The 16,246-nt window shown below is 45.9% G+C and carries 12 protein-coding genes; 7 read left to right on the top strand and 5 right to left on the bottom strand.

All coding sequences use genetic code 11. The annotated features are described in order from the left end of the window. Nucleotides 1-127: 127 nt before the first annotated feature. From LG368_RS07555 to LG368_RS07540, 4 genes are all read right to left on the bottom strand, one after another. On the bottom strand, nucleotides 128-1,870 hold the full coding sequence (locus LG368_RS07555; RefSeq protein WP_226754123.1) for a DUF927 domain-containing protein: 1,743 nt from the start codon (nucleotides 1,868-1,870) through the stop codon (nucleotides 128-130). Then, nucleotides 1,857-2,099 carry a helix-turn-helix transcriptional regulator gene (locus tag LG368_RS07550; protein ID WP_007146785.1) on the bottom strand — a complete coding sequence of 81 codons (243 nt, stop codon included), beginning with the start codon at nucleotides 2,097-2,099 and terminating at the stop codon, nucleotides 1,857-1,859. Before LG368_RS07550 ends, LG368_RS07555 begins: the two co-directional genes overlap by 14 nt. A gap of 330 nt (nucleotides 2,100-2,429) precedes the next feature. Beyond that, complete coding sequence (locus LG368_RS07545) at nucleotides 2,430-3,680, bottom strand: type II toxin-antitoxin system HipA family toxin (RefSeq protein WP_226754122.1); 1,251 nt, start codon at nucleotides 3,678-3,680, stop codon at nucleotides 2,430-2,432. After that, entirely contained in the window at nucleotides 3,677-3,982 is a 306-nt protein-coding gene (locus LG368_RS07540; protein ID WP_004249763.1) for a helix-turn-helix domain-containing protein, read from the bottom strand. The genes LG368_RS07545 and LG368_RS07540 overlap by 4 nt, the downstream gene beginning before the upstream one ends. Nucleotides 3,983-4,300: 318 nt before the next feature. Here LG368_RS07540 and LG368_RS07535 point away from each other — a divergent pair, with 318 nt between their 5' ends. From LG368_RS07535 to LG368_RS07505, 7 genes are all read left to right on the top strand, one after another. After that, nucleotides 4,301-5,614: an ATP-binding protein gene (locus LG368_RS07535; protein WP_226754121.1), complete on the top strand. Its 1,314-nt coding sequence runs from the start codon at nucleotides 4,301-4,303 to the stop codon at nucleotides 5,612-5,614. 326 nt (nucleotides 5,615-5,940) lie between these two features. After that, nucleotides 5,941-7,668: a sensor domain-containing diguanylate cyclase gene (locus LG368_RS07530; protein WP_226754120.1), complete on the top strand. Its 1,728-nt coding sequence runs from the start codon at nucleotides 5,941-5,943 to the stop codon at nucleotides 7,666-7,668. A gap of 190 nt (nucleotides 7,669-7,858) precedes the next feature. Continuing rightward, nucleotides 7,859-8,863, top strand: coding sequence for a DctP family TRAP transporter solute-binding subunit (locus tag LG368_RS07525; RefSeq protein WP_226754119.1), 1,005 nt, complete (start codon nucleotides 7,859-7,861; stop codon nucleotides 8,861-8,863). 92 nt (nucleotides 8,864-8,955) lie between these two features. Then, nucleotides 8,956-9,441: a TRAP transporter small permease gene (locus LG368_RS07520; RefSeq protein ID WP_226754118.1), complete on the top strand. Its 486-nt coding sequence runs from the start codon at nucleotides 8,956-8,958 to the stop codon at nucleotides 9,439-9,441. Beyond that, nucleotides 9,438-10,745 carry a TRAP transporter large permease gene (locus LG368_RS07515; RefSeq protein WP_226754117.1) on the top strand — a complete coding sequence of 436 codons (1,308 nt, stop codon included), beginning with the start codon at nucleotides 9,438-9,440 and terminating at the stop codon, nucleotides 10,743-10,745. The genes LG368_RS07520 and LG368_RS07515 overlap by 4 nt, the downstream gene beginning before the upstream one ends. A 244-nt stretch (nucleotides 10,746-10,989) precedes the next feature. After that, nucleotides 10,990-12,216, top strand: coding sequence for an MFS transporter (locus tag LG368_RS07510; protein WP_226754116.1), 1,227 nt, complete (start codon nucleotides 10,990-10,992; stop codon nucleotides 12,214-12,216). 66 nt (nucleotides 12,217-12,282) lie between these two features. After that, on the top strand, nucleotides 12,283-14,268 hold the full coding sequence (locus LG368_RS07505) for an LTA synthase family protein (protein ID WP_226754115.1): 1,986 nt from the start codon (nucleotides 12,283-12,285) through the stop codon (nucleotides 14,266-14,268). 69 nt (nucleotides 14,269-14,337) lie between these two features. On the opposite strand, the gene LG368_RS07500 is transcribed toward LG368_RS07505, so the two are convergent. Beyond that, nucleotides 14,338-16,233, bottom strand: a complete 1,896-nt coding sequence (locus LG368_RS07500) for a sensor histidine kinase (RefSeq protein ID WP_226754114.1) — start codon at nucleotides 16,231-16,233, stop codon at nucleotides 14,338-14,340. Nucleotides 16,234-16,246: the final 13 nt, after the last annotated feature.

Here is a 16,246-nt window from a genome sequence, read left to right as displayed (position 1 = left end):
GAATAGCTAAGTACACAACCAGTACACTAGCGGTATTGTCCGCGTTAGACTTTGAACCTCGCCCAGTCCTGATGTTTACTGCCAGTACACTACAAGGCGACAAGCCCACACAGGATTTATCGCCTTTTTAGTCATCTAAGATGTTGCCTTTCACGCAGTACATGCGTGGTCGGGTGTTGTCGGGCAGGCTGACTTTGCGCTGTGGTCGGTTGCCATCGGGGATTAGGTAGCCTGCGGCCATCAGTGCTTTGGCGGCGCGATCTGGGCTAAGGCCTTCGGTAGCTTCACGCCAGCCGGTTGGGTAAAACAGGTAGAGGGTTTGTGGGCCAGAAGTATCAAGCCAACCCGCACGCTGGCGTACTTGGCTGCTGTAACCGGTTTGTTTAGGCGTAAAGCGGCTTTCGCCATGCTGCTCAATAAAGCTGCGTACTTGGCGAACGGCTTGTTGGTCTTCATTGGCAGCCACACCACCGCGGGCGAGTATCCATTGGTTTAGCTGGCTTAAACAGGCAGCTTCGACACTTTGGGTTGGCCAATCGAGTACTTTGGCTTGAATGGCTAACAGGCCTGCACTGGCCAGTAAGGCAAACTTTTCGGCGACCCGACGCACTTGGCCATCAGCCTCGGTTGGCAAACTGGCTAAAAAGTGTTGGCGTACATTTTGGAAAACGGGCCGCACCTGCGCGCTGTGCTGCGTTAAATACCGTAACCAGTTCAAGGCCACGCTGCCGTAATATTGGCGGCTTTGCTGTTTTAGGTGATCGGCTAAATCGGCGGCGTTCATACCGTGGCTATGGTTAAACACGCCCATTTGCGCTCCGGCATCGGCACTTAGATCAATCACGCGCACCTGCTGGCCTGCTTTTACACGCTTGCCGATACTGGCGAGGTGGCTTTCGAGTGTGACTTCGCCAGTTGATAAAAACACCAAGCGCCAACGAGCGGGTAAGCGCATTTCACCGTATTTGCCTGCACGGGTTTTACCTTGGCCATTGGCAAGCATATAAGCGACATCGCCCGCCTCCTTGGGATCCACTTCGCCCATTTCGTCGAGCGCAAGTAAGGCATCGTTATGCGCTAAGGCTGTGCCTTCTAAACCGTTGGCCGTGGCACGCCAACTGTGGCGCAGCTGATTAGGTTCGCCCCACACCGATAACGCCGGATACAGTGCTGCGGTTTTACCGGTACTGCTGGCACCGTAGAGGTGTAAACCAAAACCATCCACCCCACATAAATGCAATAAAGGTGCGGCCAGTGCAGCGCAGACACCAACGATTAATAGCGGGTTATCCAGACAATAACGGCCAACGTGCTGCCGCCAACTATCGCTACTGCCTTGTTGAATAAAGCCTTCTATCGGGTGCATGGTTTGCAGCACCATGCGCGGGTTGTTGCTGTGTTCGCTTGGGTAAAAAGTGAGGCGCGGATGCACATAAGCGTTATGATGCCAGCCAATGCAGTTGACGCTGATGGCCTTTTGCGTGGCCAGTTCGCCCATTTGTTGAATAAACAGCGAGAGCAACTGCCGCGCTTTGACACTGTTGCTTAGCCGCATGCCTCGGCTGAGTAGAATTCGGCGGTACTCGCTGCCGTCTCCGGCCAATAGTTCTGCTGGCATAGCCCAATAGCGATGGCGATTGTCATCGTCTAACCAGTGCAATAAATAGCCGTAGTTGTCCCCTTGCGGATCGCGGGTGCGGGCGGCCACTTGCAACCAAGAGCAGATTTTAACAGGACTATCTTGCCCTGCTGGTTGCATCACCAGCCAGTTTTGCGCGTTATAGGCAAAACCAGCCGGTAATGTTGGTGCGTTGCTATGCATTTCACTGGCAGGTAACGGGGTTGATGCTGATGGTTTATCCACGGCCATAAGCAGCACCGATACGGCGGGTTTCAATCCACTGGTCGATATCGCTTTCTAACCAGCCCACGGCACGCGCACCAATACGAATGGAACGGGGGAATTCTCCGTTGGCCATCAAGGCATAAATGGTGCTACGGCCAAAGCCTGTTTTGGCCTTTACCTCGGGCAAGCGCAAAATCCGCTGCTGACGCGCTGGGTGTGTTGATGTGGTGGATGATTGTGTAGTTGGGTTCATCGTTTGCTTCCTCACTGATCTGTTAAGTTCAGTTAGGAGTTTGCCAGTACTAAACGGACGCAGTAGGCAGATAAATGCCCAGATCGTGCAGCTTTCTGAGGGTGCAGGTAGCTAGTTGCCCCAGTTTGTAGATAGTGCCCAAAACAATAAATGCTCTGTGGGCAGAGTTAGTGCGTGGCTAAGTGGCGTGAACTAAGGCTTTGCCCAAACTGCCCCAAAAGCCCAAGGGATGAGCGAAGTGTTAAAACACATGGAGTATGAGGCAAAGCATAAAGTGAAACTAAAACTTCTTTATCTGCTGAAAAATGAAAATAGTGTTTCACTGACTCATTAAACGTTAAACGCTGATTGTTTCATGGCTTGCTCCGCTCGGCTGATCCCTAGCCGCTTAGCAACGGTTTGCCATTGCTTAACCGCCATTAATACTTCATCGTAAATTTGCGTGGCTTGGGTTTGCGAAAGTCTGAAGAAGTCTTTCACATCAAAGGCTAGCTGGTAGTCTAAAGCGTTGTCTGCATCGGTAATATTCAGATGCAGGCCATGCTTACCCACTATCGGGTTTAAATCATAAGCGGGTGATAACTTCCAGCCATTCTTTGTTAATAAAAATCCATGGTTACGCAGGTGATCATCGGTGTTGGACACCGCAATATTAAACACGATACGTCGCCATAACTGTGCTAAATCGGCTTCGGTTTGTGCACCAGAATTGGAAATAAATTCAGCAATCTCTAAGTAGCTGGCACCTTGAGATTGTTCACCATCATAGTATTGAAGCTGTGTCATGGCCGACGAAAAATGCAGCCGCTTTTCACCGTCGCGGTCAAACCGTTTGGTTAAAAAGGTATGATGCCCAGAGGAAAACTGCCTGATCTCACTTGGATACATGTCAACACCTGCCGCCAGAGCCAATTCATAACAGACCATCTCCCATGCGCCCACGTCATGGGTATCGTTTAAATTGGGAAACTTGGCAATCCACAAGTGGCCTTGTTCATCTGTGACACAAGCCTTGGGCCTTGCACCACCTAATGATGAGCCTGGAGAAATCAGCATTTTCAACCAGCGGTAATACTCGTCACTGTCGATGTTATCGTCTTTTTCAATCTGCATTGCTGCGTGCTCTAGCTCTCGCAAAGAAGCCATTGGCGGCGCAGTAAACTCAGAGTTGTCGTCCAAAAAAGCATCCGAGCCTGTTCGCTTAAATCGAATACCACCCATCCGGTAAGAGTCGTGTACGCCCAGCAGGTAATCTAGCTCGTTTAATCGACTTGTCGCTCGAATGCCTTTGCGCGCTTCAATGGCCGTACGCCGCTGCATTAAAATACGTCCCCATCTATCGGGAGATGAATCGAGAAATGCACGAAAGTTTTTATCGGCTTCATCGTTGTAGAGTTCACCGGAGTGAAGCGTCAGGATTGGATCAATTTGCAAGCGATAGGCTGAAGTTAAAAATGCTTTATCGTAGGCAAAACTAAACACGCCACCTCGGCTTGAATCGCTGTAAGAAAGCCGCCCTATTAGCAAAGGCGCTTCAATTGGCTCCCAGTCGGCATAGACTTCAACGATTTCACGACTCATCTTGAACCTTCCAGCAATTTTATATTTTGCAGCTTAATACCCACTTCATCATGAGCGGCCATTTCTGCAAAGTTGCTTTCCATGCCAAGAACGGCCATGACTTTTAAGTAAGTGCCTATGGCAACGCCCGGATCACCGGCGAAGACTTTGTTCACGGTTTTATGATCAAAGCCAGTACGTTCACACAGCAGTTTTTTTGTAAAACCACGTCGTTTCATCGCCAACAGCAAGTCTTCACCAAAATGAGTCAGGATTTTGCGCTGCTTTGGAAACAGTACATTGTGTAGGTCACGCTTAGCCATATCACCAACCAAAGGGACTATATTCCCATTATTAAACCATTACTGGGAATATAGTCCAACTTTGAATCCCAAGCAACTCCAATAATGTACATATAGGACTATATTCCCATTTTATTTAATATAATTGGATTTATATCCTACTTTTAGGCTTAGATTGCGCGTTGGCCAAGGCGATGATGTGGATCCCTGAATACCAAAGGACACCAACTTACACTTTTACGCGCATAAAAGTGCGATTTTTTACATTTTTATGCGCGTAAAAGTGTAGACTGAGTTATACTACAGGCAGTTAACAATCTTAATTGGCGGGAAATGACAATGCAGCGCAACCTACTCAACGCCCTAATAGCATGGAAAAGTCAACCTGTGCGCAAGCCATTATTGATCGATGGCGCAAGACAAACAGGTAAAACCTATCTACTGCAAGAGTTGTTTGGGAATACCTTTGCCAACATCCTTCGTATCGACTTCCTTGAAAACCCAGCTTACAAAGAAGCGTTCGATGGCTCGTTGTCACCTGACGAGCTAGTAATGAACATTGAGTTGTTAACCAACCAAGCGTTCAATCCAGACACCGACTTGCTGATATTAGATGAAATTGGCGAATGTGAACGAGCCGTAACTTCGCTGAAGTATTTTGCCGAAAAAGCACCGTCCTATTTTGTCGCAGCCAGCGGTTCGAACATTGGTTTGCTCAATACCTTCCCTGTAGGCAAGGTAGAACAATGCAATTTACGACCACTGACCTTCCAAGAATTTATTTACGCATCCAACGAGCAAGCACTGATCAAAGCATTTGATAGTCAAGCAAGCACACCGGCGGTGCACACTAAATTGATGGATAAACTAACCGACTATTTTTTTACCGGTGGTATGCCGGAAGCCGTTTCTGCTTGGTATCAGTTTAAGGATTCAAGCATTCTAGAGCGTGTTGAAAAAGTCACAAAAATTCATGCCGATTTAGTTGAAGGTTATCGCCGCGATTTCGGTAAGTACGCGGGCAAGGTCGATGCCACACTGATTGAATCGGTGTTTAATAGCATTCCAGCCCAGCTATCACTTGTCAGCGATGAGTCAGTTAAACGCTTTAAATTTAAGCATGTGCATGAGCGTAAATCTCGTTATAGCGATTTTGAAACCGCGATCCATTGGCTTAACTGCTGCCGCTTAGCTTTGCCAAACTACCCTATTGAAGGATTACCGAAATCTCCGTTGGCGGCCTATAAAAAAGACAATATGGTTAAACTATTTCTGTTTGATGTGGGCCTGCTCAATCATATGCTGGGCAGCAGTTATAAAGAGATTAAGCAACAAAACTATGAATACAAAGGCTATGTGGCTGAAAACTTTGTGCAACAAGAGCTCACAGCTATTGGCGTTGACCCAAGCTATTCATGGAATGACGCCCGCGCCGAAATCGAATTTATTTTGGCGACCGATGAAGGCGATATCATCCCTGTGGAAGTCAAAAGTGGCAAACGTACAAGAGCCAAATCGTTAGCATCCTACGTTGAAAAATGTACTCCAAGTAAAACCTTTAAGTTAACGGGTACACAAGGCTCTTCAGCGTTAGAACAAACCAATATCGTGATGCCTTTGTACTTCACGCAGTATTTACCTCAGAGATGGTAAAAGCGCGTTGCCCAGAAGCACTAGGTCTACAGAAAGTTATCTTATGGGTAACAATTTGTAGACCTGAATGCCTACCATTCGACACTCTGATTTATCACTCTTGGATACCATAGTATCCAAATTGAGCTTATTTCTATGAAAATGGATACCATGATACCCATTTCAGGCTAGACAAATTTTCTGTTAACTCATCACGATCACATAGAACAAGCAAAAAATAGCTGACCTTAACGCTCATAAGTGAGTTTTTTAAGATTCTTGTTTTTTTATTGATCCAATCGGTTAACATTAAGTTAATTTCGTTCCATGAACCAAGCTTATTCGCTATGGGGAAGTCATTAGTGATCAATATCAGAGAGAAGCCTTGCCTTCAAACCTTGCTTATTTTTTTATGCTGGGCTTTTTCTACTGTTGTATGCGCCGCACTTCCCGTTGTCCCTATCGCTCAAGATTTCACCAAATTAGAGCAATTTCAAATGGGGTATTTTGTAGACAATACAGGGCAAATGTCATTCTCTAATGTACAACAGAGCGACTTTACCGAGTCACCCAACAGCATTTCTCTTGGGACTAAGGCAAAAACCACTTGGATACAAATTCGTCTCAAAAACACATCTCAATTCCCCAAAACCATTTTCCTCCACCATCCTTATGCGTATCACAATAGAGCCGTTGGGCTTTATGAAGTGGTCAATAATACCTTGGTAAGGGAACGCTATCTGGACATGGATGACAAAAGCACGCAAGAGTGGATGTATCGCGGCAGTGCGGTGTTTGACGTAGATTTACAGCCTAACCAAACCAAAACCTTGTTTGTGCAGAGTTTATCGTTTTCCCACCAATGGCTCGCGTTAAACCTCTATAACGAAGAAAAATCAAAACGCGCTTTGTTAGGACAATATACCGACATTGCGTTACTCGTTGGTATGCTATTGGCGTTGATTATTTATAACGTTTTGTTGTTTCTTTCTTCTCGCTTAAAAGAGCATTTTTACTACTCTTGTTATCTGATTTCTGGTGGTTTTTGGATTGCACTGTCTTATGGATTGCTTGCAGATCTCTTTGATGTTTTTGGGTCAGTAACACTGAAATGGCATTTAACGTTAGTGTCCATGCCGATCTTTTTACTGCTCTTTATGATCAATATCTTTGAGACTAAGAAAAAATACCCTATTGAGCATTGGGCATTGATGTCGGTGTTAATCATGCTGATCATCGATTTCGTTTATGGCCTGTTTGATATTGTGACTGCATTAAGATACTCCAGTATCTTGGCGGGCTTAATGATGATAGTGAGCTTGTCTGTTACTGTCTCGATGATGATCCGGAAACACCCAATTGCGCCGTTTTTCTTGATGGCACACGGTTTATTTATTGCGTTCAGCACCTTGGCCTTGCTGTTTTATGTCGGGAAAGCCGAATTCAACTATATCAACAGCCACGGGGTTGGGATCGGAATCGTCCTTGAAGCACTCGCGTTGTCGCTTATTATTGCGTATCGCATTAAAAACTTGGAGACCATCAAAGCATCACAGGATGAACTTAAGTTGTTGGCGTCTACCGACCCCATGACTCGCCTTTATAATCGCCGCTATTTTAATGCCGAAGCAGAGCTTTTATTGAGACAAGCGGTTTTACGCCAACAACCTGCCACCATAGTACTGCTTGATATCGATCACTTTAAAAAGGTCAATGACACATACGGTCACAGCGCTGGTGACAATGTTATTATTCGCGTGGCGAATACCTTAACCGACCAGTGTCGAAAACAAGATATTTTAGCGCGCTACGGTGGTGAGGAATTTATTATTTTCATGACCAATACGCCAGTCAATCAAGCCCTCCCTTTAATGGAAAACATTCGACGGACTCTCGAACAAGAATCGGTCGAAACGGGCTACGACGAGACCATTCATTTCACCGTGAGTGCGGGTATTGCCGAGGTGGACTTAGGCAATCCCAATCTAAAAAACAGTATTAACCAAGCGGATAAAGCCCTTTATCAAGCCAAAGGTTTTGGTCGTAATCAATCTAAGATATACGAAAACAAATAAGTGCTGTTGTCATTGTATCGTCAGTTACCAAGTGTTGATAAACCATCACTAAACGCATTGATTCAAGAAAAATTCCGCCACGAAGGGAACTTATTCGCATTTTCCTCATAGAAAGTTCCGTCTCACCTCAATTCTCATCAGAACTTCTGTTAATATCGCTTACCTAAAAAAAATAACGCTGGAGTAACGAATGAACATCAAAAAATGGCTCGTATTAGGTACGGCTTGTTTAAGCTTAGGGGCTGCCCCTGTTTTTGCACAAGAAACACGTGAATTTTCTGTTTCTACTGTTTTATCGGATGCTTTCCCTTGGGGAAAAGCGGCAATGAAATGGGCTGAATTAGTGGAAGAACGTTCAGAGGGCCGTATTACGCTAAAGGTTTACCCTAATGCTCAATTAGTATCAGGCGACCAAACTCGTGAATTTTCTGCGATGCGCAGTGGCTTAATTGATATGGCCGTTGGCTCAACCATTAACTGGTCCACTCAAGTACCACAAGCCAACCTTTTCTCACTGCCTTTTTTAATGCCTGATAACGCCGCTGTGGATGCGATTACTCAAGGTAAAGCAGGTCAAATGGTGTTTGACGCCATTGAAAAGCGTGGTGTTGTGCCTCTGGCTTGGGGTGAAAATGGCTTCCGTGAGTTATCTAACTCGCGCGGTGTTTTGACTCAACCAGCCGACTTAAAAGGCTTAAAAGTACGAGTTGTTGGCTCACCACTGTTCTTAGATACCTTTAATGCTCTGGGTGCTAACCCTACTCAAATGAGCTGGACAGACGCGCTACCTGCCCTCACAACCGGTGCCGTTGACGGCCAAGAAAACCCGCTCTCTGTTTTTGATGTGGCGCGCGCGGATCGTGCTAATCAAAAATACCTGACCCTTTGGCACTACATGAATGATCCACTTATTTTTGGTGCGAGTAAGCGTGTTTGGTCTAAATTATCGACTGAAGATCAGCAACTGTTAAAACAAGCTGCGTACGATGCGGGTCAGTGGGAAATTGCCAAATCACGTGCTGATCTGGATGCCACACTGCAGTCTATCCGTGACCGTGGTGTAGAAGTGACCGAGCTTACTTCTGAACAACACCAAGCCTTTGTGGCAGCAACTCAAAATGTCTACAAAAAATGGACGCCAAAGATTGGTGAAGAGTTAGTAGAAGCAGCACAAGAAGCCATTAACAAGCGTTAATACATAACCGCTGTTTAAAGATCAAAAAACTCACTCAAGGTTAAATAGGAACATTTAACCTTGAGTACTTAATTACTGGCTATCAACACATCATGTCAAAAAATACTATTTCTCTTGAATCTTGGTTAGGCATTATTGCTTTAGTGGCGATTTGTATCATCAGCTTGGCCAACGTATTAGTACGTTATACGACAAATGCTTCTTTTGCGTTTACTGAAGAATTTTCCGTGTTTCTAATCGTTATACTGGCTTTTTCTGGCGCGGCGGTTGCTGCGAAAAGTAATGAGCATATTCGAGTTACCCTACTAGAAAAATATTTAGGCGTAACCGGTCGACGTATTGTTTATATTATACAGTGGTTGGGCAGCGTTATCGTGCTTAGCTTAATGGTTTGGTACGGCGGTTTATTAACGTATGAAGAGTTTATGTGGGAATCCACGTCACCCGGTTTAGGTTACCCCACTTGGATTTACTTAATTTGGTTACCCCTACTCTCCATTGCCATTATTTTGCGCACCACCCAAAACTTGGTTAGCCGCTTAACGCAGAACGATCATTCAGAAGAGGCACAGCAATGAGCCCTGATTTATGGATGTTAGTTATTTTTGGGGCGTGTTTATTCCTAGGCATGCCGGTAGCGTTTGCATTAGGGTTAGGCGGTGCAGCAGGCATAGTGACCGGATTATCCCCTGATATGTTGGCCACGTTGGGGACGAATACCTATAACAGTGTGGCGAAATACCCTCTCATTGCCATTCCTTTATTTATTTTAACCGGGCTTATATTTGAGCGAGCCGGTGTGGCTGCCAGCCTAGTCAATTTAGCGCAATCGTTAATTGGCCGTCGATACGGTGGGTTAACCTTGGTTGCGGTTTTGGTCTGCTTGATTATGGGAGGAATGAGTGGCTCTGGCCCTGCCGATGCCGCCGCTGTTGCGATGGTGATGCTGCCCAGTATGACCAAAGCAGGATACCCGCGTCCTTTTTCAGCGTCTTTAATTGCCGCGGCCTCCTCCACTGCGATTCTGATTCCACCTTCTATTGCGTTGATTTTGTACTCTGTGATGATTCCTGGTCTGGATTTGCGGGCGTTGTTCGCTGCTGGTGTTTTTCCCGGTTTATTAGCCGGAGCTTCTTTACTCGTACCGGCCTATTTATTGTCAAAAAGAAACGGTTGGGAAGCACCGGACGCAGACTCTGATACAGAGCGCCCTTCCATTAAAGAAAGCTTTATCAAGGCCATTCCTGCCTTATTAGCACCCGTTATTATTTTAGGGGGATTACGCTCAGGTTTATTCACACCAACTGAAGCCGCCGTGGTTGCAGTCACCTATGGTTTGTTTATTGGTGCGTTTATCTACCGTTTGTTAACCTTGTCTAGCTTAGTATCACTGTTCAATGAGGCGGTTAAAATTTCGGGCATCGTCTTGCTGATTATCGCTTTAGCCGGCATCTTTGCTTGGGCAGGGACGACGTTAGGAACGTTTACGCGTTTTGCGGATGTGATTCTGTCGGTTTCAGACAGTTCATTAACGCTACTGCTGTTAGTGATGTTGCTTGTGTTATTGGCAGGCATGTTACTGGACGCTATTTCGATTTACTTAATTTTAACACCGATTTTAGTGCCTTTAATGAATCACTTTGAATGGAATCCCGTTTGGTTTGGTATCTTGTTGGCTATGAACATCGCCATTGGTCAGTTTACCCCCCCTGTTGCCATCAACTTAATGGTCACCACAAAAGTGGCGAATATACGCTTAGAGCAGACCTTTGGTTGGGCGTTGCTGTTTATGGTGACTATGTTCAGTGCTTTATTATTGGTTATCTTTTTTCCACAGATTGCATTGTGGTTGCCAGAGTACCTAGGGTATTCAACCACCTAAATACAATGCCCCTAAAGGTTTGGTGTTAAACATGACCCACAGGGGCTAAAATGGCTGAGAATGGATGTGAAGCTCATCGATCCTTTATTTCACGATTTTTTGCCTAAATCGCTGAATCCAGCAGGCTCAATAACGGTTATCATAACCGGCCAACAACTGTCTTATGTTGCCTCGTCAAACTCCTGTCAGGCTACTCTGCAAAGCCAAATACTCTCTAAACAACGATCACGGTAAAAAAACGACTATGAAACGACTAAAACGCTTAGCACGGCATGAGGCTGTGTATCTACTTTTGTTCATTTTGTTGGTCGCATTGAGTTTACGAGGGCCGATAACGGGGCTGCCGCCGCTATTAAGCCGGATCAGTCAGGACTTAAACCTTAGCAGCTCCCAATCTGGCCTATTGACCAGTCTTCCCTTATTGGCTTTTGCTTTTTTCGCTCCTGTCGCCTCTTGGTTAACGCGCTATTTCCGTATCGAGCGCATTCTGGCATCAGGTGTTGGGCTAATCGCTCTTGGTATGCTGATGCGCACCTTTGGGGCAACGGCGACCCTGTACCTTGGGGCGGTGGTGATTGGTGCCGGTATTGCCATCGGCAATGTATTGTTGCCCAGTTTATTGAAGCGTGAGTTCCCCGAACACATCATTCAGCTTACCGCTGTGTATGTCTTAATGATGAGTATCGGTGGCTTTATGATGTCGAGCTTTATGGTGCCATTGAGCCTCTTTGCCGAACAAAACCTTCTCGTTTTGCCCTTCACAGACACACCAATACGAGGCTGGTCATTTGCGCTCGCCTGCCAAATGTTGTGCATCATTTTGCCTTTAATGGTGTGGTTTAGTGGCAAAATTCCTCTGCATCAGGCTCCGCAAAAAAACACCTTAGAAGTTTCATCTTCCGTATGGCGTTCTAAAACCGCTTGGCAAGTGGCTGGATTCCTGTCGTTTAATTCTTTGCTGAGCTACATTCTGGTGGCTTGGGTGCCCGCGATTCTAATGAGCCAAGGGTATCGAGACACCACCGCAGGCTTGTACCAAGGCTATTTACAACTGGCAGGAGCAGCACCTTCTTTATTGCTAACCCCCTTTATCCATCGATTAGGCAGCCACAGACGCCTTTGTTTGTTTGCGACCGGACTTACCTTTATGAGCTTAGCGGGCTTTTTGTTTGTTCCCAGCGAATCCGCTATCTGGTCGGTATTGTTTGGTTTTGGCATCAGTATGGGCTTTATTCTCGGACTTTCTTTTGTCGGTATGCGCACCCATAGCCCTAAGCAAGCCGCGGCATTGTCGGGCATGGCTCAACTTATCGGCTACACCTTAGCAGCCATCGGCCCAGTGTTCATTGGTGCTCTGTACGACTGGCGACAATCATGGGACTGGCCCTTGTATATTTTGCTGGTCATTTGCGCCATATGGAGCACATTAGGCTGGTTTGCTAGCCCCAAACCCAAACCGTCGGTGCTATAATCATCGACCTTGTATTTCTCATGCAAACACTGTCGATTATTTACGTATTTCAGGACCATCACCGCCATGTACCAAAATCGAATGCGATCTCTTCTGGTTACCCTAGTCATACAGGCTTTTTTAATCACCACAGTGCTGATGATAGGGCGTTACTTTATGCTTCATGCCTTTTCTGAACCCGCAGATTTGGCACGCTATCACGAAGACATCACTCGTATGTGGTCTGTGGGGATTCGTTATGATTTACGAGTTGCAGGTATTTTTACCACGCTCTTCTTTTTGCTGGGTTTATTATTGTGCAGCACGCAATGGACATGGCGTATTGTAAAAGCCATAAGCCCTTTTTTATGGGGTTTAATTGGCTTCACCGTGGTTATGGTGACCATTAGCAATTTTTACTATTATCAGACATACCACAATCATTTTGATATTTTTGCTTTTGGCTTAGCCGATGATGATACAAAAAGTGTTTTGCTCAACATTTGGCAAGATTATCCTGTTATTAGAGGCCTTCTAGCCGCTTTGTTAGTCGGGTTTGGTGCTTCTCGTATTGCCCGACATACCTTGCGTGATCAGGACCGCAAACCTTGGAATATTCTTGTATTCTCAGTGTACACATTGATTGCCTTCATTGTTTTTTTTGTTGCAGCACGAGGCAGCGTTGGCACCTTCCCACTGCGTCGTGGAAACGCTCAAGTTTCTGAATGGCTGCTGCTCAATAAACTGTCACCAAATGGCTTTATGGCGCTGGACTGGGCATTCAAGGACAAAAAAGAAGACGCTGCATTTGCGCCTGTTAGTCAGGCGCAAGGGCAAGCCTTACAAGCTGAATTAGGTATTGATTCACTCACTGCCCGTACACCTTCTAACCCATGGATTGAAGCAAATCCACCCAATATCGTGCTGTCGATAATGGAAAGCTTTGGTAGTAATCTTCTCGCCTTTGACGAGCCAACCACTAATGATATGTTGGGGTCATTACGGGAACACTTCGAAGAGGATTTCGTGTTTAAACGCTTTTTATCAGCAGACAATGGTACCGCGCCATCGCTGGCGGCATTACTCTTTCAAAGTCCTTTTGGTAACATCAGCCATAGCTCTGAACAAAAAGTCACTCTCGAAGGCATCCCTTTTGATGTTTATAAAAAAGCCGGTTATAAAAACATCTTTATTTCACCGGGCAACATGGCTTGGCGTAATTTATCGGACTACTTACCATTGCAAAATGTTGATGCCGTCTATGATCAAAATACCTTAATGACGCTGTACCCTGAATCCGTAGCAGAATTAGGCGCATGGGGTGTACCAGACGATTATGCTTACCGTTTAGCTGAGGAAATCCTGGAGAAGAGCCAAGAACCTACTTTAATTACCATTTTAACCATCACGAACCACCCTCCTTACAAGGCGCCCGATCGCTATCAAGCTTCTCCCTACACAGTAACACCTGATATCGCATCACGCTCACAAGGCAGTACGAAAGAAATTGAAAGCATTCTTGAGGCTTATCAATACTCAGCCGATGCATTTGGGCAGTTTGTCACGTCAATAGAGAGGTCTTCGCAAGGGGAAAACACCATTATTGCAGCCACAGGTGACCATCAAATGCGCAGCTTTGCCTCTTTCTACCCTCACGAGCAAGTGCTGGACCGTGCTGTCCCCTTCTACCTCCATGTGCCCGACACAATCCTTGATCATACGGACTGGTCTTACGATGCGGGTCGTGTAGGGTCCCACAAAGATATTTTTCCCACGCTGTACCATATGAGCCTATCAGATACCGAATACCAAGCCATTGCGGGGCGTAATATGTTGGCACCGGTAGACGATAAAACACGAGCCTTTGGTTATAATGTCAGCTTATGGATTGATGAAGATGGGGCTTATCCGATGAGTGGAAAAGCCACCTTCTATCCTTGGGAAGAAACAACAGGACTACGCACTCAACGAGACAGCAAGGTTCCCAGTGAAGCCCAGCAAGCGCGCCAAGCCGCAATGCCTGAGCTCCTTCGCTGGCAATTAAACGCCAAAGTCCGCGGGTTCACACAATAGGCTCACTGTCCCGCCACACATTGTCTCGTCACACAGTGTGATGTGCACATGCCGACAAGCCCACCGAAGTTAAGTTTCTTCGGTTTGGGCTTGTTCTAACGGTATCGTTAATGTGAACTTAGACCCTGCCCCAACGTCTGAAGTGACCTCAATACGTCCTTTCATCAATTGACAAAGCCATTGCCTAACAAGATGCAGCCCCAACCCAGTGTGTTGTTTCATTCGCCCTGTAGTGATAAAGGGCTCAAAAATTCGTGGTTTGATATCAGGAGCAATGCCTCGACCATTGTCGCTAATCACCATAACAAGGTTGCCTTTCTCTTTACGAGCCACCAGTGCAATTACCCCATTATCAAACGGCTGAAAAGCATGCTCTAACGCGTTACTGATAAGGTTTTGAATAATTTGTGACATGACGCCTGGATAACCGACCATCTTGATGGTGTCTGGACAGTCAATCTCCAGGCGTATATCCACTCGCTTTTTCAACTCAGGTTTAAACGTAAATAAGATGTCGTCTATTACGTTGTGTAGAAAAAAGGTCTGAATTTCTTGAGCCGTTCGGTCAGACACAATACGCTTAAAGCTTGATACCACCTCCAAGGCGCGCAGCAGGTTTTTATCAGCAATCGCTAAAGATTTTTTGATGCCTTCGTAGCCCTTGGGAGAAAGCGTATCGGCTTCTTTTTCTAACCAAGATAAGGAAGACGATAACGCCATTCTTACACCACCCAAAGGCGTATGCATCTCGTGCGCTAAACCGGCTAACATAAGACCCAAAGACGACAATTTATTGGTTTCTACTAACTCATCTTGCAGATCAATAAGCTGTTTATTGGTTAAACGCATCTGCTCATTGGTTTGCTCCGCCTGTGCTTTTTCTTGCTGCACTAGGGCCAACAAACGATAAGTTTCAAATTGCGATGTTACTTGTCGCCACACCAGCCAAGCCATCATATAAAAAGCCAGACCACCAATACCAACCACACTGCCGATGAGTGTCAAACGCCATGTGGCCATCGCTTTTTGCTGTGATCGAACCATAAAAAACAAAGGGGCTGCACTGTTTTGCTGAGAGACGTTGTTTTCATCGAGAAACACTTTGTGCAAACTAATAAGATGTGTTTTATCGAACGCTCGCTGCTGGCTGGTTAGATTTTGTATGTCCTGCCAAATGTCCGGCTCACGTTGTTGGATATTTGTCTGGGCGCTGTTTAAACGCAGTATTCCGCCCCATTCGATCAACGGGTCCTTTGCCATCACCCAGTCACCGTTTGCATCGACAATCTCTAGGTAGACCTCTTCACGGTTAAACGTACGCAGAGTGTTAAAGAGGGAGGTAAGATCATAATTCACCACAAGAAAGCCCGGTGTGGCGCCATCGACTCGAACAATACCGCGAATGGTTGGCTGCAGAGGCCGTACGATTTCTTTGTTTTCTATGTTCAAATCCAAAGAAGAAATAAACACATCGTCCGTCATGATATCAGGAACATTCTTCATATAACGACGATCGGATTTGTCTTGTAGTTGACGGTCTGGCACACGGGAGATTTGCCCTGCTTGGGAATTCACTCGAATTAACTCTTGTCCGTCAGCCGATAACCACCGCACTTGGGAAATTAAACGGGACGTTTGTGCAAAACGCGTAAACTCTGCGGCAACTCGGTCATCCCATGACAAAGTGGACGCAGCGTCAGCAAGGTGATCATGGTCTGTACCAAGGCGCGCCTGAATACTATTGCGTAACAACAAGGTAACACGCCTGATATGACCGACTTCTCGACCAAACACATTCACACTGCGAGACAGCAACTCGGCTTCATCAAGGGCCAGCTGATTAATCTTATGATCCATAAAAAAACGGTAGCTGCCCCAGCTTATTACCAACACAAAAGCCAAAAGAGCAGACAAAAGCATGGTCAAAAGAGGCTTCTTTTGAGAAAAAAGCGCATCAAGTTTCATACTATCAGTCGCC

This window comes from Marinomonas algarum, assembly GCF_020532605.1.
In the GTDB taxonomy this organism is placed as follows: domain Bacteria; phylum Pseudomonadota; class Gammaproteobacteria; order Pseudomonadales; family Marinomonadaceae; genus Marinomonas; species Marinomonas algarum.
Note: the sequence above shows the minus strand (reverse complement) of the source record. Positions and strands in the feature narration are given on the sequence as shown.